The 19272-nt window shown below is 48.4% G+C and carries 21 protein-coding genes; 3 read left to right on the forward strand and 18 right to left on the reverse strand.

Translation table 11 applies throughout. The features are described 5' to 3' along the window. Nucleotides 1-306: 306 nt before the first annotated feature. The 16 genes from der to XMD579_RS00080 all read right to left on the reverse strand — a co-directional run bounded on the left by der (nt 307) and on the right by XMD579_RS00080 (nt 14577). Complete coding sequence (gene der, locus XMD579_RS00005) at nt 307-1743, reverse strand: ribosome biogenesis GTPase Der (RefSeq protein WP_173480725.1); 1437 nt, start codon at nt 1741-1743, stop codon at nt 307-309. A gap of 81 nt (nt 1744-1824) precedes the next feature. Further along, nucleotides 1825-2973, reverse strand: coding sequence for an outer membrane protein assembly factor BamB (gene bamB / locus XMD579_RS00010; protein WP_173480724.1), 1149 nt, complete (start codon nt 2971-2973; stop codon nt 1825-1827). After that, complete coding sequence (locus tag XMD579_RS00015; RefSeq protein WP_173483754.1) at nt 2973-3629, reverse strand: tetratricopeptide repeat protein; 657 nt, start codon at nt 3627-3629, stop codon at nt 2973-2975. The genes bamB and XMD579_RS00015 overlap by 1 nt, the downstream gene beginning before the upstream one ends. Before the next feature lie 13 nt (nt 3630-3642). Next, complete coding sequence (hisS, locus tag XMD579_RS00020; protein WP_173480722.1) at nt 3643-4920, reverse strand: histidine--tRNA ligase; 1278 nt, start codon at nt 4918-4920, stop codon at nt 3643-3645. Between the two features lie 27 nt (nt 4921-4947). After that, the gene (locus XMD579_RS00025) at nt 4948-5934 is read right to left on the reverse strand and encodes a RodZ domain-containing protein (protein WP_173480721.1); all 987 of its coding nucleotides are present in this window, start codon (nt 5932-5934) and stop codon (nt 4948-4950) included. Then, on the reverse strand, nt 5931-6704 hold the full coding sequence (gene pilW / locus XMD579_RS00030) for a type IV pilus biogenesis/stability protein PilW (protein ID WP_217363716.1): 774 nt from the start codon (nt 6702-6704) through the stop codon (nt 5931-5933). The genes XMD579_RS00025 and pilW overlap by 4 nt, the downstream gene beginning before the upstream one ends. Nucleotides 6705-6766: 62 nt before the next feature. Then, nucleotides 6767-7876, reverse strand: a complete 1110-nt coding sequence (gene rlmN / locus XMD579_RS00035) for a 23S rRNA (adenine(2503)-C(2))-methyltransferase RlmN (RefSeq protein ID WP_173480720.1) — start codon at nt 7874-7876, stop codon at nt 6767-6769. Nucleotides 7877-7933: 57 nt separating this feature from the next. Beyond that, complete coding sequence (gene ndk / locus XMD579_RS00040) at nt 7934-8341, reverse strand: nucleoside-diphosphate kinase (protein WP_169450197.1); 408 nt, start codon at nt 8339-8341, stop codon at nt 7934-7936. Nucleotides 8342-8480: 139 nt separating this feature from the next. After that, entirely contained in the window at nt 8481-8819 is a 339-nt protein-coding gene (gene fdx, locus XMD579_RS00045) for an ISC system 2Fe-2S type ferredoxin (RefSeq protein ID WP_173480719.1), read from the reverse strand. Between the two features lie 9 nt (nt 8820-8828). Continuing rightward, nucleotides 8829-10685, reverse strand: coding sequence for a Fe-S protein assembly chaperone HscA (gene hscA / locus XMD579_RS00050; protein WP_173480718.1), 1857 nt, complete (start codon nt 10683-10685; stop codon nt 8829-8831). 2 nt (nt 10686-10687) lie between these two features. Further along, complete coding sequence (gene hscB / locus XMD579_RS00055) at nt 10688-11221, reverse strand: Fe-S protein assembly co-chaperone HscB (RefSeq protein ID WP_173505608.1); 534 nt, start codon at nt 11219-11221, stop codon at nt 10688-10690. 19 nt (nt 11222-11240) lie between these two features. Beyond that, nucleotides 11241-11564: an iron-sulfur cluster assembly protein IscA gene (gene iscA, locus XMD579_RS00060; protein WP_173480716.1), complete on the reverse strand. Its 324-nt coding sequence runs from the start codon at nt 11562-11564 to the stop codon at nt 11241-11243. 42 nt (nt 11565-11606) lie between these two features. Then, nucleotides 11607-11987 (reverse strand): Fe-S cluster assembly scaffold IscU, encoded by a 381-nt coding sequence (iscU, locus tag XMD579_RS00065; RefSeq protein WP_173480715.1) that lies wholly within the window; start codon nt 11985-11987, stop codon nt 11607-11609. Nucleotides 11988-12009: 22 nt separating this feature from the next. Continuing rightward, complete coding sequence (locus tag XMD579_RS00070) at nt 12010-13224, reverse strand: IscS subfamily cysteine desulfurase (protein ID WP_173480714.1); 1215 nt, start codon at nt 13222-13224, stop codon at nt 12010-12012. A gap of 37 nt (nt 13225-13261) precedes the next feature. Next, entirely contained in the window at nt 13262-13738 is a 477-nt protein-coding gene (iscR, locus tag XMD579_RS00075) for a Fe-S cluster assembly transcriptional regulator IscR (protein ID WP_173480713.1), read from the reverse strand. 89 nt (nt 13739-13827) lie between these two features. After that, complete coding sequence (locus tag XMD579_RS00080) at nt 13828-14577, reverse strand: RNA methyltransferase (protein ID WP_173480712.1); 750 nt, start codon at nt 14575-14577, stop codon at nt 13828-13830. 129 nt (nt 14578-14706) lie between these two features. Here XMD579_RS00080 and XMD579_RS00085 point away from each other — a divergent pair, with 129 nt between their 5' ends. The 3 genes from XMD579_RS00085 (at nt 14707) to XMD579_RS00095 (ending at nt 18048) form a co-directional block, all read left to right on the forward strand. Further along, nucleotides 14707-15507, forward strand: a complete 801-nt coding sequence (locus XMD579_RS00085; protein WP_254443718.1) for an inositol monophosphatase family protein — start codon at nt 14707-14709, stop codon at nt 15505-15507. A 74-nt stretch (nt 15508-15581) separates the two neighbouring features. Next, nucleotides 15582-16727 carry a nitric oxide-sensing protein NosP gene (gene nosP, locus XMD579_RS00090; RefSeq protein ID WP_173505609.1) on the forward strand — a complete coding sequence of 382 codons (1146 nt, stop codon included), beginning with the start codon at nt 15582-15584 and terminating at the stop codon, nt 16725-16727. Further along, nucleotides 16714-18048 (forward strand): hybrid sensor histidine kinase/response regulator, encoded by a 1335-nt coding sequence (locus tag XMD579_RS00095; protein WP_173480710.1) that lies wholly within the window; start codon nt 16714-16716, stop codon nt 18046-18048. The genes nosP and XMD579_RS00095 overlap by 14 nt, the downstream gene beginning before the upstream one ends. On the opposite strand, the gene XMD579_RS00100 is transcribed toward XMD579_RS00095, so the two are convergent. Both XMD579_RS00100 and XMD579_RS00105 read right to left on the reverse strand, forming a co-directional pair. Beyond that, the gene (locus XMD579_RS00100; protein WP_173480709.1) at nt 18045-18692 is read right to left on the reverse strand and encodes a response regulator transcription factor; all 648 of its coding nucleotides are present in this window, start codon (nt 18690-18692) and stop codon (nt 18045-18047) included. The genes XMD579_RS00095 and XMD579_RS00100 overlap by 4 nt on opposite strands. Nucleotides 18693-18696: 4 nt before the next feature. Further along, nucleotides 18697-19149 (reverse strand): GNAT family N-acetyltransferase, encoded by a 453-nt coding sequence (locus XMD579_RS00105; protein WP_173505610.1) that lies wholly within the window; start codon nt 19147-19149, stop codon nt 18697-18699. Between the last annotated feature and the right edge of the window lie 123 nt (nt 19150-19272).

Raw genomic sequence — 19272 nt, forward strand, 5'->3', positions numbered from 1 at the left:
TCAAGAAAAACATTACGCTAAATGAATTCACATATAGGTTGCTTGTCTTGTTAAGCTTTTGTGCTCAACCTCAACAAGCGCCCACACGCATTACCTGATTAATTGTTAAAGAGCGTGCCACCGATCTCTTGGTGGCTGCTTGAGTACTCGTCTCAAGCGAGGTGCGTATATTACCGACACCCGATTTTTATTCAACCCCTTTTTTGTAAAAAAACACACTTTTTTGAACATTTATTTTTACTGGGTTTGCAGTAATGAAAAACGCACCTTTAATAAGGTGCGTTTTTTGTAGGAGTGGGAGAAAGATTAGCGCTTACGCTTTTTATCTTTCGCTCGCTTCTTCATCTCTTTAATGTGCTGACGATGTCTCTCTTTTTTAGCCTCCTGGCGACCGGAGAGTTTATTCACTCTGCCAGAAAAAGGGTTATCGCCCGTTTTAAATTGGAAGCGAATCGGTGTTCCGCGCACTTTTAGAAGCGAGGTAAAGCGATTCTCAAGATAGCGCTTATAAGAGCCCGGCAGTGCGTTGGTCTGATTTCCATGCACTACAATGATAGGCGGGTTTGAACCACCCTGGTGAGCAAAGCGCAACTTAATACGGCGATTATTGACCGCTGGTGGCTGATGATCAGCTACAACATCTTCAAGCAGACGAGTCAGCTCATTAGTCGACCATTTTTTCATTGCACAACGGTAGGCTTCGTTCACTGACCGATAAAGATCGCCAACACCCGTTCCATGCAGCGCCGAGATGAAGTGGAAACGAGCAAAGGTCGCAAACCCCATGCGGCGCTCTACTTGAGTCTTAACCTTCTCTTTTGCTTCATAGTCCATGCCGTCCCACTTATTCAGTGCAACTACCAGAGCTCGGCCAGAGTCGATCACGAAGCCGAGCATGTTTAGATCTTGCTCAGTGACACCATCACGCGCATCAATGATTGCGACAACAACATTGGCATCTTTGATAGCCTGAAGCGTTTTGATGATTGAGAACTTCTCTACCGCCTCTGTCACTTGACGACGACGGCGAACCCCGGCCGTATCAATTAGAGTGTATGGCTGGCCATCTCGCTCGTATGGAATGTAGATACTGTCTCGAGTCGTCCCGGCATGGTCGTATACCACTACGCGCTCTTCACCAAGCATTCGGTTTACCAGCGTAGATTTACCCACATTAGGGCGACCAACAATGGCGATACGAATATTGCCATCATCTTCCTCTTCCGGCTCTGCGCCCTCTTCAGGGTATGGCACACCGGCTTCATCTAATGTCATATCAATCAACTGACGAACACCGCGACCATGAGCCGCTGCAATGGAGAGCGGATCCCCAATACCCAGCGCATAGAAGTCAGAGCGAGCGATATCAGGATCCAATCCATCGGTCTTATTGACTACAAGGTAGACTTTTTTCTCGTGACGACGCAGATGATCTGCAATCATTTCGTCAGCTGGGTTGATACCTGCACGAGCATCCACAAGGAACAGAACGATATCGGCTTCATCAACTGCTTGAAAAGACTGCTGTGCCATTTCACGGTCAATACCGCTCTCGTCACCCGTGATACCACCAGTATCTATGACAATATAGTCTCGCTCCCCTAGATCACCTTCACCGTACTTACGGTCACGTGTCAATCCAGGAAGATCGGCAACCAGCGCATCACGCGATCTGGTCAAGCGGTTAAACAGGGTCGATTTACCGACATTAGGGCGCCCAATTAGGGCAATTACCGGAAGCATATTGCTCACCTGATTCCAAAAAACAGAAGGCGGCAACCCGCAAGTCAGGTCACCGCCTTATATAAAATTAAAAGGCTTTTGCTATTTTAGCGTTAAAGCACTCAATTTACCCGAGTTACTGAGTACAAATGTTGTATCCCCTACCACGACTGGATCCGCCGTGACAGGTGAACTACCCAAATTGACTCGAGCGATAGGACGCCCGTCGATTTGCGACAGGGCATGTAGGTAGCCCAGAGCATCCCCAAAAATTACTTCGTTACCGACCACTACCGGTGCCGATAAGCCTCGATTAGCAAAATCAGAGTTGCGCCAAACACTGGCTGACGACGAGACATCAAAGGCCTCAACCGCTCCCTTTGCATCTACCGCATAGACATTACCAAAACCGACCGCCAGCTCTTGATAAGTAGAGAAAGATTGAGTCCAGACTGTTGACGCCGTGCGCGGGTTGATCGCTACAACACGACCTTGATACCCGCCGGTCAGAATAAGATCGTTTGCTATTGCAAAGCCACCATCCAAATCCATTAGACGCTCAAACTCGGAACGACCCATCGCATCAGCAGCACGAATCTCCCAGGCTGGAATACCTGTTTCGCCCGCCAGTGCGACTACCTTACCGTTAGCAAATCCAGCTACGACACCATCACTCAGCATGAGGGGAGTACCGGTACCACGAAGCGTCAGTGCAGGCTCTTGAGCATCATAGACCCAACGAGATTCACCGGTAATGCGATCAAAGGCGGCTAGCTGACCATTCACCTGCTGAACAACAACCAGTGACGTGCCCACTTGTGGCTGAGCCGTCACTTCGGACTTCAGCTGAGCTCGCCACTGTTCCGAACCATCTTTTGCAGATAGCGCCACCAGTTCAGCGCTATCAAGAACCACTAACGCTAGATCAAACCCTGCACCGACACCTGCACTGATTTCGGCATCCAGGTCAACGCTCCAGTTCAGCGCACCCGATTCCAGCGCATAGGATGAGATTCGTCCTTGCTTATCAGAGATCAGTAACGAATCGTTTGTCACACCTGGCTTAAACTGGTGAAACTCATCCCCAAACGACGCACCCACATCTGCACTCCAAACAAGGTTGAAGGCTTTCTCTTGTTCAAACGCGACCAACTCTTGTGGGCCGGACTCTTTTTCACCAGAAAAAATACCGCAACCAGACAAAAGACTGGTTGCAGCTGCTACAACAAAGGCACGTCTAATGAGATTCATTACGATGCATCTCCAGTCGCTAAATCATCATATTTCAGTTTAATCACCTGCTTGCGCTGAGGATCGGCCGACGCCATTGCCGCTTCATACGAAGCTCTCGCTTCCGAAGCGTTACCCATTGCAGCAGCCACATCTCCCTGAACCTCAGCAAATAGTGATGGGAAATCTGAGCCACTTAACTGTGCTAATGACGCTTTAGCTGCTTCAGCTTGCCCTAATCCTAATTGCACTTTCGCTTTACGGATTGTAGCCAAAGACTTCATATCTAATGGCGAGACTTCACTCGTAATCACATAATCGAGCTGCTCAAGCGCACCTTCTAAATCGCCAGCATTCACTGATACACGAGCTAACACCATTGCCGCCATAGGGGCATAAGCGCTCGATGCATAATCTGCGCGAAGATCTTTCCCAACCTGTATCAAGGACGTAACCGCGGCATCATCCAGTGGCAAAGCGGTTGCGACAGGATTGAGAATCGACTCATACATAGCGGAAGCGTTTGCAGCAAAGTCATCTTGATACTGATTCCAGCCACGCCACCCAAACACAGCAGCCACAGCAATTACGACACCCATGATTAGGGATTTACCGTTCTCTTTCCACCAACTTTTGAGCGCTTCAACCTGCTCTTCTTCTGTACGTAGCTCAGCCACTATACTCTCCAACCTAAAGACTAAATTTACCTTTCAATTCACTGACCAGTGAATCTTGAGCAACTCGAACTTGATCGCCATTACCACGCAGCGGTTTTAAACTCACTTCGGACGCAGCACGCTCATCGTCACCGATAAGAATGGCAAAATCTGCTCCACTCTTATCAGCCTTTTTCATCTGACTTTTAAATCCACCGCCGCCGCAATGCAACTGAACTCGAAGACCCGCCTCGTGACGAAGCGTTTCAGCAACACTCATCGCGGTCGCTAGATTATCATCCCCCATTCCGATGACATAGACATCGATACGTTGACGAACACTCTCAGGAACCAGTTGCAGCTCTTCAAGGAGAAGAACCAGACGCTCGACACCCATTGCGAAACCGACAGCCGGGGTTGGCTTGCCACCTAATTGACTCACCAGTCCATCGTATCGGCCACCGGCACAGACAGTACCTTGGGCGCCTAACGCATCGGTCACCCACTCAAATACGGTCTTACCGTAGTAGTCTAGACCACGCACCAAGCGAGAATTAACACGGTATTCGATACCCGCAGCCTCGAGCAGTGACTTCAACTGTTCAAAGTGTGCTTTGGACTCTTCGTCGATGTAATCATGAAAATGAGGTGCATCGTTCAATAGCTGCTGGGTGTTTTGATCTTTAGAGTCCAATATTCTGAGTGGATTAGACTCAAGGCGACGCTGACTGTCAGCATCTAGCTGATCTTTACGAGCCGACAGATAGCTGACAAGGTCCTCTTTAAACCGTGCACGAGCTTCAGCTGAACCCAAGGTATTTAATTGAAGCTCAACGGAGTTGATCAACCCTAAGCGCTTCCAAAGTTGAGCACTCATGATGATCACTTCTGCGTCAATATCAGGACCATCCATACCGAAAGCTTCAGCACCTACCTGGTGGAACTGACGATAGCGACCTTTCTGCGGGCGCTCATGACGAAACATTGGACCAGTGTACCAAAGGCGTTGGACTTGATTGTAAAGAAGGCCGTGCTGTTCTGCTGCACGAACACAACTTGCAGTCCCTTCCGGGCGAAGTGTCAAACTATCACCGTTACGATCTTCGAAGGTGTACATTTCCTTCTCAACGATATCGGTTACTTCACCAATTGAGCGTTTGAATAACTCAGTTTGTTCTACGATAGGGGTACGAATCTCAGCATAGCCATAAGCCTGCAGGACCGTTTTTACTTGAGTTTCTAGATACTGCCAGACCGGTGACTGGTCTGGCAGAAGATCATTCATACCACGAATGGCTTGTAGCTTTGCCAATTTTATAACCCGTAATGTGCGATCTAATTATCGCGATAATGTTAAACGGGCTACATTCTTTCTGGTATGAGGTTCTAAATCAACTGTTGAGCCATCAAAAGTTACAGAACTGACTGCATTCGCACGTCCAATGACAATTGAAAACGGGGCTTTACCTTTGATTGTCAGATCCTGTCCTTTTTTTGATAGCCCGTTAAACAGCGCTTCACCGGTAGCATCTTTGATATTCAGCCAACTGACATCGCTAAATTTAATCGTCACACCATCTGAACCACTCGTATTAACAGGTGAAGCGGTCAAGGGTTCGTTAGGCTCGGACTTTTCCGCCGGTTTGGGCTGCTCTGTTTTGACTGGAACGGCCGCCGTTTTAGATTCGAGATCAGGCGTTTCAGCAGGCTTAGGTAGCTCAATCGCTTTGGGCGCTTCAACCACCGCATCTTCATTAGACTCTTGAGTCATTGTTTTGATAGGTATTGAAAGACCCTCAGACTCTCCTGCCAATGGCGGAAGCGCCTGACTGCTCTGCTGCTCTTCAGGTTCAGAACCACCAAACAAACCGGACAGCCCAAGTGTCGGCCAATTAATTTGAGAAGCCCCAAAAGCAAGACCTGCTAAAAGAGCCGCAATGATGACCAACCGAAAGAGGAGTGTTAATAGCGAACTTGCACGACGCGGGTTGAGTTTCATCACCGTACCGGCGGTCGCTGAACCCGCTGATTTAATGGCTGAGCGGCGTTTAACAGGCCGCTGACCAATAGCCGCATTGTACTGTTCAACAAAGGTCTCGGGATCCAACCCAACTCGATTACAGTAGTTACGAATATAACCACGCGCAAACACCGGCTGACCCAATTGATCAAGGTCACCCGCTTCAATCGCAGAAAAAACAGCACTGGTTAGCTTCAGATCTCGCTGCAGCGCACCAGCAGAGATACCCAATGATTCACGGGCAGCAATCAGCTTGTGGTTTTCAAATCCTGAGAGGCTGTCGCCCAATAGATCATGGTCTGTCACAGGCCAGTATCCTTAAATTTATTATACTCTTCGGAATTCGGATAAAGGTTCTTCAAAAGCAGCGCATAACTTGCCGCTTTTGATGGGTTCCCACTATGTCTGGCTAACCTTACACCAACCCAAAGACTTTTGGCAAAGTGCTGGGTCTCTTGAGCATCAAGTTGCTGTTGAAAGATTGCATAGTGTTGAGCGGCCAGTGAAGCCTGTCCTTTATCTAAGTAAAGATCTGCAAGCTCAATATGAGCCGTCACCCGAAGTGGTGACAGTGTCACTGAACGATTAAAGACGTGCTCCGCAGCGGAATCACGATCGATCAGACGGTAGCAGCGACCCAAGTTTTCAAATGCTTGTGCTCGCTGTGTATAGAAAGGATCTTCAGTTGATCTTGCTAAGGCTTTACAGGCCTCTTCAAACCGCTGCTGAGAAAAAAGAAAGGCGCCATAGTTGTTAAAGATCATGGCAGAGTTAGGGTCTGCTTGAGTGGCTCTTTGAAAATATTGATCGGCCAGTTCTGGTTCACGCTCGGCTTGAAACACCATTGCCAAACCATTCAACGCTGGGGCATAGCCAGGGTCGGCCAAAGCAGCCTGTTGAAGAGACTCTTTTGCCGATGCCGTATCACCCGCCTGGAGATATTGCATACCCAGCTTGGTGTAGGCTGCTAGGGCAGATTGATCTATTCGCCCTTTAGGTTGTTCACTCGATGAAAAAGCGGAACAGCCTGCCAAAGTAATAGAGCAAAAAAGAGTTACTGCTTTGAATAGGGACACAAAATACCGTTTAGAAACTTAAAGTTAGTTTCATTAACGATAGTAGAATAGTGTCAATAAATCTAGCTCGTTTGATTGTGAAGTTCGATGTACTTCGCACTGCGACGAGTCTTATCCTCAACCTGACCGACGAGCTGACCACAAGCCGCATCCACATCATCGCCACGAGTACGGCGAACGGTCGTAAGGATATTCCCTTTCAACATCTCAGACTTAAATGCCTGAATTGCCTGCTCAGAGGGGCGATCGTATCCAGAATTTGGAAAAGGATTAAATGGAATCAGGTTAAGCTTACAAGGCACCTGACGAAGCAACTTAACCAGCTGACGAGCATGCTCACGCTGATCGTTCACACCAGCAATCAGTGTGTACTCGATCGTTGCTACACGTCGATCCGACAGCTTATCGAAATAGCGTTTGACCGAAGCCATTAGCTCTTCGATCGGGTAGCGCTTATTGATAGGCACTAACTGATCACGCAGTTCATTGTTTGGAGCATGCAGAGAGATCGCTAATGAGACATCAGCACCTAACTCAGCAAGCTTGTCGATTTTAGGAACCACACCGGCCGTACTCAGGGTCACACGACGCTTAGAGAGACCATAGGCGTTATCTTCCATCATCAACTGTACTGCATCAAACACAGCATCAAAGTTCATCAGCGGCTCACCCATACCCATTAACACGACGTTGGATACGCGTCGTTCACCACTTGGGTCAAACGGCCCAAAGGAACGGATAGCAACACGAAGCTGAGCGATGATTTCGGCAGCGCTAAGGTTTCGGTTGAAGCCTTGCTTGCCTGTTGAACAGAAGCTGCAGTCCAAAGAACAACCCACCTGTGAAGAGACACAGAGCGTGCGGCGATCCCCTTCAGGAATCAAGACCATCTCAATCGCTGAACCACCATCCATCTGGATGACCCATTTACGGGTACCATCTTTGGACGTTTTATCCAGTAACACCTCTGGCTCACGAATTTCAGCAACCTCAGATAGGCGTTCACGTAGGGCTTTGCTGATGTTCGTCATCTCATCAAACGAACTGGCACCCTGCTGGTGAATCCACTTTAGGACTTGAGTTGCACGAAAACGCTTCTCACCCATCTCCTCAAAGAAATCTTCAAGCTTAGTAGGTGATAGACCGATAAGGTTTACTTTCTGTTCTGCCATGAGCTTTGGACCAAAAAAAAGGCGCCCTCCGATCAACGGAGAGCACCTTGGGCGTCATTATGCGCCGAAGAAGTATTCGATTTCGCGTGCTGCAGAAGTAGCAGAGTCAGAACCGTGTACTGCGTTCGCATCGATAGACTCAGCAAAGTCACGACGGATAGTGCCTTCAGCTGCTTCTTGTGGGTTAGTTGCACCCATTAGTTCACGGTTTTTAGCGATAGCGTTTTCACCTTCAAGAACCTGAACAACAACTGGACCAGACGTCATGAAAGAGACTAGGTCGCCAAAGAAAGGACGCTCTTTGTGCTCTGCGTAGAAACCTTCAGCATCTGCTTGTGAAAGCTGTTTCATCTGCATAGCAGAAACTTTTAGGCCTGCTTTTTCGAAACGAGAAACGATCTCACCGATAACGTTTTTAGCAACAGCATCAGGTTTGATGATAGATAGAGTACGTTCAGTAGCCATGACTGTGTAATCCTTTAATTAAATTATGGGTTAAAATTTGTGCGCGGATTATACGTTATGCGACGAAAGATAAATAGCCCTTCAACCACAACAAAAAAGGCCCGCTGTGCGGACCCTTTTCAGAGATGCTATAGAAGAATCAATGCCCTTCTGATACCTGATTGATGGTGTATTTAGGAATCTCGACAACCAGATCTTCATCACCAACAACGGCCTGACAACTCAGTCTAGATTCAGGCTCAAGACCCCAGGCCTTATCGAGCATGTCATCTTCTAACTCGTCGGACTCCTCGAGGCTATCAAAACCCTCACGGACGACGACATGACAAGTAGTGCAAGCACAGGATTTTTCACAAGCGTGCTCAATATGAATATCGTTCGCCAGTGCTGCATCACAGATCGTAACACCCGGTTCCACATCGATCACTTTGCCGTCTGGGCACAACTCTTCATGGGGTAGGAAGATCACTTGAGTCATTACATTTACCTAATCTAATTGATCAACGCGCTGGCCTTGCAACGCTTTTTGAATTGATTGATCCATTCTGCGGGCTGCGAAGAAGTCACTCACTTGGGCGAGATGCTCTACGCCGGACTCTATCGCTTTAGAGCTCGCACCATCACGAAGCGAACGCAGAACGTCAATTTCTGAAAGAAGATCCTGTCGCTCCTGATCGTTCAGCAACTGCTCGCCATCTTCAGCAATCGCCGCTTCAAGCGATACGATTAAACGATCTGCCTCAACCTGCTGTTCACGCAAGGCGCGCCGCTCTTTATCATCTGCAGCAAACTGATAAGAATCCGTTAGCATCTGAGTAATTTCAGAGTCACTCAAACCGTAAGAGGGTTTCACTTGAACCGCACTCTCAATACCGGTCGATAGCTCTTTGGCTGAGACATTTAATAGACCATCCGCATCAACCTGAAAGGTGACTCGGATTTTAGCGGCGCCAGCCGCCATAGGGGGAATACCGCGCAGAGTAAACTGAGCCAGTGATCGGCAGTCATCTACCAACTCACGCTCACCTTGCAATACATGCACCAACATAGCCGTTTGACCATCTTGGTAGGTTGTAAACTCTTGAGCGCGAGCAACAGGGATTGGCGTATTGCGATGAATTACCTTCTCAACCAAACCACCCATAGTCTCTAACCCTAAAGAGAGAGGGAGCACATCTAACAGCAACAACTCTGCATCCGGTTTATTGCCCGCTAAAATATCAGCCTGAAGTGCTGCACCCACCGCCACCACACGATCAGGATCGATATCGGTATGAGGCTGGCGATTAAAGAACGCCTCGACCCCAGCAACAACGGCTGGTACACGAGTTGAACCACCCACCATCACAACATCGTTGATCTCATCTGGCTTGATGCCAGCATCTTTTAAGGTACGTTTGCAGGCACGAAGCGTTTTCGACACAAGGGGTGCCGTCAACTGTTCAAACTGCTGACGCGTCACCAAAACTTCTTGATCATTAGCCAAGGTTAGAGTGACTGAATCTGAATCCGTCAGTGACTCTTTTGCACGGCGCGCTTGAACCATAAGAGATCGCATAACCGCAGGTGTACGCTCTAGCTCAGGCGCTTGCTCTAGCAACCATTCAGCTAAAGCGTGATCAAAATCATCACCCCCAAGCGCCGAATCTCCACCCGTAGCCAGCACCTCAAACACACCCTTAGTCAGGCGCAGTATAGAGATATCAAAGGTACCGCCACCTAAATCGTAAACCGCTACGACGCCTTTATCCTGTTGATCTAAACCGTAAGCGACCGCTGCCGCAGTAGGCTCATTCAGAAGGCGAAGAACTTTCAAGCCGGCCAGCGTGGCCGCATCTTTGGTGGCCTGACGCTGTGCATCATCAAAGTAGGCTGGAACCGTAATAACAGCCCCTTCAAGCTCACCACCCAAAGATTCGGCAGCACGAGCTGAAAGCGCTTTAAGAATATCCGCAGAGATTTGAACCGGACTCAAATCACCCAAGGCTGTTTTGAGGTAGGGCATCCCCCCCTCGCCTTCTGAAAACTGATAAGGAAGTTGATCGCCTAAAGTTAACACTTCATTTGAGGAGCGACCCATTAAGCGCTTAATGGATTGAATCGTGTTAAATGGATCGTCGCTTACTCTCGACAGCGCTTCAGCACCGACGATGGCACCAGCCTCTGAGTAGTGGACAACCGAGGGCAGCAAATGGCGCCCTGCCTCATCAGAAAGTGTCTCTGCAACACCATTTCTAACCGACGCCACCAGTGAATTAGTGGTGCCTAAATCGATCCCTACCGCCAACTTACGTTGATGGGGATCCAAACTCATTCCGGGCTCTGCAATTTGCAAAAGCGCCATGACTAAAACTCCTCATCGAGGCGATCTTCCATGGCCTCTATCTCAGACAGTAGTTTCTTTAAAAATTGCAGCTTGCGAACAGACTCTTCAGCCGACTCCAAATCACCACCCGCATAAGCCACCTGAAAATGATCAAAGCAGGCTTTTTCCAACGCCACAGTTTGTGACTCTAAAGCTTCTAGAGTAGCGAAAGGGTCTGCTGCTTCGGGCGCTTCAGCTAAGGTTTCGCGAAGCTCCATCTGCTGCATTAAAAAGTCCATTGGCAGCTGCTTTCTGGACTCTTCACCGGTCAGCACACCTTGTAATGAGAGAAGGTACTGTGCACGCGAGAGTGGTGACTTAAGCGTTTCATAGGCGGTGTTGAGGTGAGTACTGTTCTGCACAGCCTGGCGCTGTTCAGCATCACCTTTGTGAGCAAATCGGTCTGGGTGATACTCTTTTTGCAGCTCTCGAAACGCTGTATCGAGGAGTGTACGATCAAGAACAAAACCTGCTTCAAGACCGAAGAGTTCGAAATAGTTTTGAGAAAGATTCAAGAATTAAGCCTTAACCGGTTTAAACATGGAAACTTTCGCCGCAACCACACTCACTGGCGACGTTCGGGTTATTGAACTGAAAGCCTTCGTTGAGCCCCTCTTTGACGAAGTCGAGCTCTGTACCCTCTAGATAGACAAGGCTTTTTGGATCAACAACAACCTTAACGCCCTCAAACTCGTATACAGAGTCTTCACTGTTAAGTTCGTCAACATACTCCAGAACGTACGCCATGCCTGAACATCCTGAGGTCTTAACCCCTAAACGGATACCAATGCCCTTGCCGCGTTTTTCTAAATACTTAGCCACATGGTTAGCAGCTGCTGACGTCATCGAAATTGACATAAAAACCTTCTACCTAAACTGTCTACCAGAGGTTAAATGCGATTACTTCTGCTTGCCGCGGTAATCTTCAATGGCTGCTTTGATTGCATCTTCTGCCAAAACTGAACAGTGAATCTTAACGGGAGGAAGCGCTAGCTCTTCAGCGATTTTAGCATTTTTCAGCTCAGCCGCCTCGTCCAGTGTCATACCTTTGACCCATTCAGTCACTAATGAGCTAGATGCAATGGCAGAGCCACAACCATAGGTTTTAAACTTTGCATCCTCAATCACGCCGTCATCACTGACTTTGATTTGAAGTCTCATTACGTCACCACATGCAGGTGCACCGACCATGCCGGTACCTACGTGTGGATCATCACTTTCCATTTTGCCAACATTACGAGGATTCTCGTAGTGATCAATTACTTTATCGCTGTAAGCCATGCTGATCTCCTCTCACTGAGTATTAGTGATGTACCCACTCAACCTTAGTTAAATCCACACCGTCCTTGTACATATCCCACAAAGGCGATAATTCACGAAGTTTTTCTACGGCCACACGTGCTTGTGCCGCTGCGTAATCCACCTCTTCATCGGTCGTAAATCGACCAAAAGAGAAACGGATCGAGCTGTGCGCCATCTCATCATTGAGGCCCAATGCACGTAGCACGTAAGAGGGCTCAAGGCTTGCTGATGTACAAGCAGAACCAGAAGAGACCGCCAAATCTTTCAGAGACATCAGAAGTGATTCACCCTCAACAAAGGCAAAACTCACATTCAGGTTGCCTGGGTAGCGCTGCTCAACAGAACCATTGATATGAACCTCTTCCATATCGCTGATTTGTGACCAGAAACGATCACGAAGTTCAGCCAAACGCTTATGCTCTTGCTCCATCGATGCTTGAGCAATCGCGCAGGCTTCACCCATACCAACCAACTGGTGAGTTGCCAAAGTACCTGAGCGCATACCGCGCTCATGGCCACCACCATGTATTTGAGCTTCAATACGTACACGTGGCTTACGACGCACATACAGTGCACCGACACCTTTCGGGCCATACATTTTGTGGCCACAAAGTGACATTAGATCGACCTTCATCTCGGCCATATCGATTGGTAACTTGCCAGCACTTTGCGCAGCATCTACGTGGAACAGCACACCGTGCTTACGAGTCAATTCACCGATCGCCGCAATATCAGTAATCGTGCCAATCTCATTGTTGACGTGCATCAGAGAGACAAGAATGGTGTCATCGCGAAGCGCATCTGCCACCATCTGTGGCGTAATCAGACCGTCGCTACCCGGTGTTAGGTAGGTCACTTCATACCCTTCACGCTCTAATTGGCGACAGGTGTCGAGGACCGCTTTGTGCTCAATCTTAGAGGTAATGATGTGCTTACCCTTCTTATGGTAGAAGTGCGCAACACCTTTAATGGCCAAGTTATCCGATTCGGTAGCGCCTGAGGTCCAGACGATTTCACGAGGGTCTGCACCAATCAACTCTGCTACCTGGCGACGGGCAGTCTCAGCCGCCTCTTCCGCCTTCCAACCAAACAGGTGCGAACGTGACGCTGGGTTACCAAAGTTACCATCTGGGGTAAGGCACGCCATCATCTTTTCAGCAACACGAGGGTCCACCGGTGTTGTCGCTGAGTAATCTAGATAGATCGGCAGTTTCATACTCTCTCTCCAAAAACGTTAAACTGAGTTATGGCTCTTATGCGCTGGCAACAGAGGGAATTAACCCGTCAGCTGCCGTACTTTGGCTTTGACGATCTGCAACAGCCATTACATCCCTGCGTTTCAAAAGATCTGCAAGGCTAATATCACTAAGAAAGTTGTGGATCTGATCGCTAAGATCGCTCCACAGATGGTGCGTCAAACAGGTCTCACCGGCCTGACAGTTACCTTGGCTGTTACAGCCTGTAGCATCAATCGATTCATTAACCGCATCGATGATAGATGCTACAGTAATCTGTTCGCACTCCAGATTGAGCAGGTAGCCTCCACCTGGCCCCCGCACACTGGTCACCAGTGCGCACTTACGCAACTTGGCAAAAAGCTGCTCAAGATAGGATAAAGAGATACCCTGTCTTTCAGAAATATCCGCCAAACTGACTGGTCCTTTCTCTTTGTTGAGCGCCAAATCAAGCATCGCGGTTACGGCATATCGCCCTTTGGTTGTAAGTCGCATAAGACCTTCCTACACCCTATTGTGTTAAAGGTATTATCTAAAACCCTACAAAAACAGTCAACTATTAATCCTACAATTTTAGTCAACTATTAATCTTTACGGATTGAGCGATTTATCTTGGTCAAAATGCCACGCAAAATATTGACCTCTACTTTGTCTGGTACCGCCCTTAGTAGCAGTCTTCTTAACCGAGTCATTAACTGTCTTGGATTATCAGGCTCGAGAAACTTAATATCGATCAGTGTCTGCTCAAGATGATTAAACATCAGCTCAATCTCTTTTTGATCTGCCAACTCAATATCCCAATCCACACCCCATTGCGGCGCTTCTTCAACCACCGACTCTTGCAGCGCCATGCGCAGTTCATACGCGATCACCTGCACAGCTGCGCCGACATTTAATGAGCTAAAATCGGGATTGGTCGGAATATGAACATGCAGATGACAAGCGTGCAGCTCTTCATTGGTTAAGCCACGATCTTCACGACCAAACAGAATAGCTACTTTGAAATCATCTGAAGAGTGGGAGAGTCGCTCTGAAACTTGAGCTGATAACTCTCTAGGGTTAACGATCGGCCAAGGGATGTGACGACCTCGAGCACTGGTGCCCACCACCAACTGACAATCCGCAACTGCTTCCTGTAACGACTCAACGACCAGTGCAGATTCAAGAATATCATCCGCTCTCGAAGAGCGAGCATTGGCTTCAGGGTGAGGAAAGAGTTTGGGCTCTACCAGACAGAGTTCAGACAGCCCCATATTCTTCATAGCACGCGCAGCAGCACCAATGTTCCCTGGGTGGGTGGTATTAACTAACACGATTCGGATTTTATCTAACATCTGTCTCTCCCTGAGCGGGCGTGATTCTAACAGATGACGCCATGAATCACATCTGCTCGATAGTAGCGGTTTTGTAGCGGTCTGAGGTATAATGAAATTCGCTCTTTTAACAATTCCGGATACTTACTGATGCAACCAATGGTTAACATCGCCCTACGGGCTGCCCGTCAGGCTAGTGAACAGATCACTCACGCTTTAGAACGTCTCGACCTCATTAAAAGCGAGCAGTCGAGTGTCGCTACTTTTTTAAGCGATACGTGCAAAAACGTTGAACGCACTATTGCGTTTAACATCCAAAAAGCGAACCCACACCACAGCATCTTCGGTGAGTATTCAGGTGAGTACCCAGCTCAAGAAGAGGGCCCTAACCCTTGTGAGTGGCGAGTACACCCTATCGACAGTGTTGTTCACTTTTCAAACGCAATCCCCTGTTTTGCGCTGTGCATTACTGGAACTATCCGCGGTAAAGTTGAACACGCACTGATTCTTAACCCCATTACCGGTGAAGAGTTTACTGCGAGCAACGGTCAAGGCGCACAGCTAAACGGCAAACGCCTTCGTGTCAGCAACAGCAAAGCGCTTGATAGCACTCTGATCGGAACCGGTTTCTTGGGTCGTCCTTCAGACAAGAGCAACCTTGATCTACAACTGAACATTAACCGCGCATTGATTGAAGCGAACGCTGACATTTTCAGCACCGGTTCTGTCGCACTGAATCTAGCTTACACTGCAGCCGGTCGAATTGACGGCGTTGTTCAGAAAGGCGTGGTGGCAGAAGAGATCGATGCAGGCCTACTCATTCTTCGCGAAGCGGGTGGCCTATCGGCTGATTTTACAGGCGGAACTGACATCCGCGGCAAAGGTGAGCTGATCGCCGCTAACCCGAAACTGTTTAAAGCACTGGTTACCAAGGTTCATAGCCTTAAATAATCATTCTAAAGGCGGGTTGATCCCGCCTCTGTTTTTTCTATACTGGGTGTTCTAAAAACAAAAAGAACACAACAGTGAACGCTCAATCGATATTTACCGCTTCGTCCAGCAACAGCGATCCCGAACTGGCCGTGAAAGAGCTGAAACATCAGCTCAACGATCCCTCAATTCAATTTGTACTGTTCTTCTGTTCAGCCTCTTTCAATCTTGCGAAGTTGGGCTATGCATTAAACGAACAGTTTCATGACATTGGCATTTCAGGCTGCACGACAGCCGGAGAGATAACCCCTAACGGCTATGAGCGCGGGTCGATTACAGCCATTGGTTTCTCTAACCAGGATTTTTGTGTTCAAGTCGGCTCCGTGAAGAACCTGAAACGCTTCACTCTAGGCAATGCTCAAACCATGCTGGATCAGTTGCGGTCACAGTGCACCCTTTCAAGCGCTGCACTGAACGGCTTTGCCATTACTTTGGTTGATGGCCTTTCAATTGACGAAGAGATCTTTCTTGCCACCCTCAACTCTGCACTTGGCTCAATCCCCAGCTTTGGCGGATCGGCGGGTGATGACGTCAATCTAGCCACCACCCATGTCTTTTTTGACGGTGATTTCCATACCGACGCGGCGGCCGTTTTGATGGTCAATACACGATTTGAGTTTGAGGTTTTTACAACCCACCACCTACTCCCAACCGATAACAAGTTTGTGGTGACGGACGCTGAACCGCAAAACAGAAAAGTCAATGAACTCAATGCCGACCTAGCGGCGACCGAGTATGCCGATGCACTTGAGCTATCAGTCGATCAGTTAAATAACGATATCTGCACGCTCAACCCCTTGGCTGTCAAAATTGGTGAGCAGTATTTTATTCGCTCCATCCAATCCATTGAGCCCGATTCCAGCCTGACGTTCTTTTGCGCAATGGAGAATGGCATCGCGTTAACAGTGATGCAGCCCAAGGATTTAAAAGAGAATCTGATCGATCTATTCAATGGCATTGAGAGTCGCATTGGAAAACCACAGATAGTGATTGGCTGCGACTGTTTTTTACGACGCAGGGAAGCCGAACTTAAAGGTGAAGATCAGCAGGTTTCAGAACTTCTAAAAGCCTTTAATGTGATTGGTTTGAACACCTACGGTGAGCAATTCTCAGGCATGCATATTAACCAAACTTTTACTGCAGTCGCCATCGGACAGAGACGGTTGAATGAGTCAGTCTGAGTTAGACGCTGCGCAGAAAGAGAACGCAAAGCTGCGCAAGATCAACCAAGCGCTGATAGAGCGACTGGAGTCAGGCGCCGTTCAACTGGCAAACCCCTACTCCGCCTTTGAGCATTCCGTTACGCTTGCTGAACAGGTCAGAGAGCGCACCGATGCACTGAACCAAGCGCTGGAAAAGCTTAACCTAAGCCATAGAGAGCTGAGTCAAGCCAACCAAGTCGCCGAGCAAGCCAATCTCTCAAAAACGAAATTCCTAGCGGCCGTTAGCCATGATCTACTGCAACCTCTGAATGCCGCCAGACTGTTCGCCACCACTCTCGCCGAGCAACCCTTGGATGATCGTCCAAAGTCACTGGTAGATTCGATGACTCGTTCACTCAACGATGTAGAGAACCTTTTGAGAACGCTGGTCGATATCTCCAAGTTGGATGCAGGCGTTGTCCATGCGGATAAAACCAATATCAGAGTTGCACCGATTTTGGAGCAACTCTCAACGGAGTTTGAGGCTGCGGCTCAACATGCCGGACTGAAGTTTAAACATCGAACCTGTAACGCTTGGGTACACAGTGACTCGCTGCTACTGATTCGATTACTGCGCAATCTTCTGACCAACGCGATCCGCTATACCAAAACAGGCGGCGTCCTACTCTCCGCAAGGCAACGTGGTGACAAATTGCTGATACAGGTATGGGACACTGGTGAGGGAATTAGCCAAGAGGATCAGAAGAGCATCTTTGATGAGTTCAAACGACTACCCAATGCGGACAAAGCGCACGATAAAGGGTTAGGGCTTGGCCTATCGATCGTCGATAAAATTGCAAAGGTGTTAAACCATACGTTGACTGTGACATCGACACTGGGCAAAGGATCAGTCTTCAGCCTTGAGATCCCAATTTTAAATAGAGCACAGGAGCCGGCTAACGATCCATCCCCCCTCCATCCTTCTCTCTCCTCATCCCTTCAGGGTAAACAGATCCTCGTGGTCGATAACGATGCGACCATTTGTGAAGCCATGAGTCAGCTTCTCACACACTGGGGGGCTAATGTCGCGACCTCACTGAACGGTGAAGCCTTAGGGGATAAGATCGATCTGGGAAGCGTTGATCTGTTAATCGTAGATTACCATCTGGATCAGGGTACCGGCATCGATCTCGCGAAGCGTTTACTTGAGCAGAGCTCCATCGATATTCCTGTACTGGTCGTGACGGCCAACCATAGCCAGAGTCTCAATGAGACGATTCGACAAGAGGGTTTTAGCCTGCTGCACAAACCGCTAAAGCCTTTACTCTTTAGGCAGCGCTTGCGACAGCTGTTGGGCTAGAGATAGATCGAAAAGTCTATGGAAGAGGCTTGATTAGCCGCCTGAACACGGTTATCGACACCCAATCGACGCAGTATTTCAGAGACGTGCGTTTTAATTGTGCTCTCTGAAAGGTTTAACTCATCACCAATCTGTTTGTTTGAGCGCCCTTGGGCAAGCTGCTCTAACACCAAAAGCTGTTTTCGAGTCAGCGCCCTCAGCGTATCGTGAAGCTGATGACTACTATTCTGCTGAGGTGACGCTTGGCGCAACAGCTCTGCAGGCATGTAGAGATCACCCGCCAGTATTTGCTCTATCGCCTTACCGAGGGCCTGCTTAGGCAGAGACTTGGGCACATAACCCACGGCTCCAAGTGCTAAAGCTTGCAGTACTAGTTGTTTATTCTCCTCTGCGGAGACAATGGCAACCGCAACATCGGGATGGTGAGATCGAATGTGTTGCAGTCCTGATAAACCTTGAACCCCAGGCATATTAAGATCCAATAGAACCAGGTCCGGCTGCTGCGCTTCAATGAGTTGATCAACCTCGCTGAATTGACCGCACTCGGCGACTTGCTCATCGGGGTAGAGGTCGATTAAAACATTAACGACCGCCTCTCTATAGAGGGGGTGATCATCAACGACTAGGAACTGGTAAGAAGGCATAGGTTTAAGCGTCTCGAATCATGCCAATGTGAGCAATACCGCACTCATCGTAGACTTCACCATAGGATTGAAAACCAAAGCGCTGATAAAACGCCTCGACGGGTAGTTGTGCCGACAAGCGAATAGCGACACCCGGCGCGAGGGTCTCCAGTATATGAATCGCCTCTTCTGTTAGGGTGTTTGCAAACCCTTTTCCCCGTTCGACTTTGGGAACTAGGACCCTACCGATCGAGGATTCAGCATAGACTTGGTTGGGTAAGAATAGTCGTGCATAAGCAACCAGTTCACCGGCACTGTTTTCTAACCAGAGGTGCTGCGCAATCTGATCTTTATCATCCAGATCTTCACATTGACAGCTCTGCTCTAAGAAAAAAACGTTCGAGCGGTGTTTCATGATCTTGTAAAGCTGATCAATCGATAGCTCGTCAAAAGTTTTGAGAAAACGTTTTGTGGTCACTGACTACTCCTTGAAAGTAGTTCGATTCTATCACTACTTTCCCGCACACCACATTGCTCTTTCAAAAACGGTACTTTAGTACCAATTAAAAAGAGCCTTATGGCCGATAGGGGATCTTATCGA

Origin of the sequence: Marinobacterium sp. xm-d-579 (assembly GCF_013282935.1) — a bacterium.
Taxonomy (GTDB): Bacteria; Pseudomonadota; Gammaproteobacteria; order Pseudomonadales; family Balneatricaceae; genus Marinobacterium_E.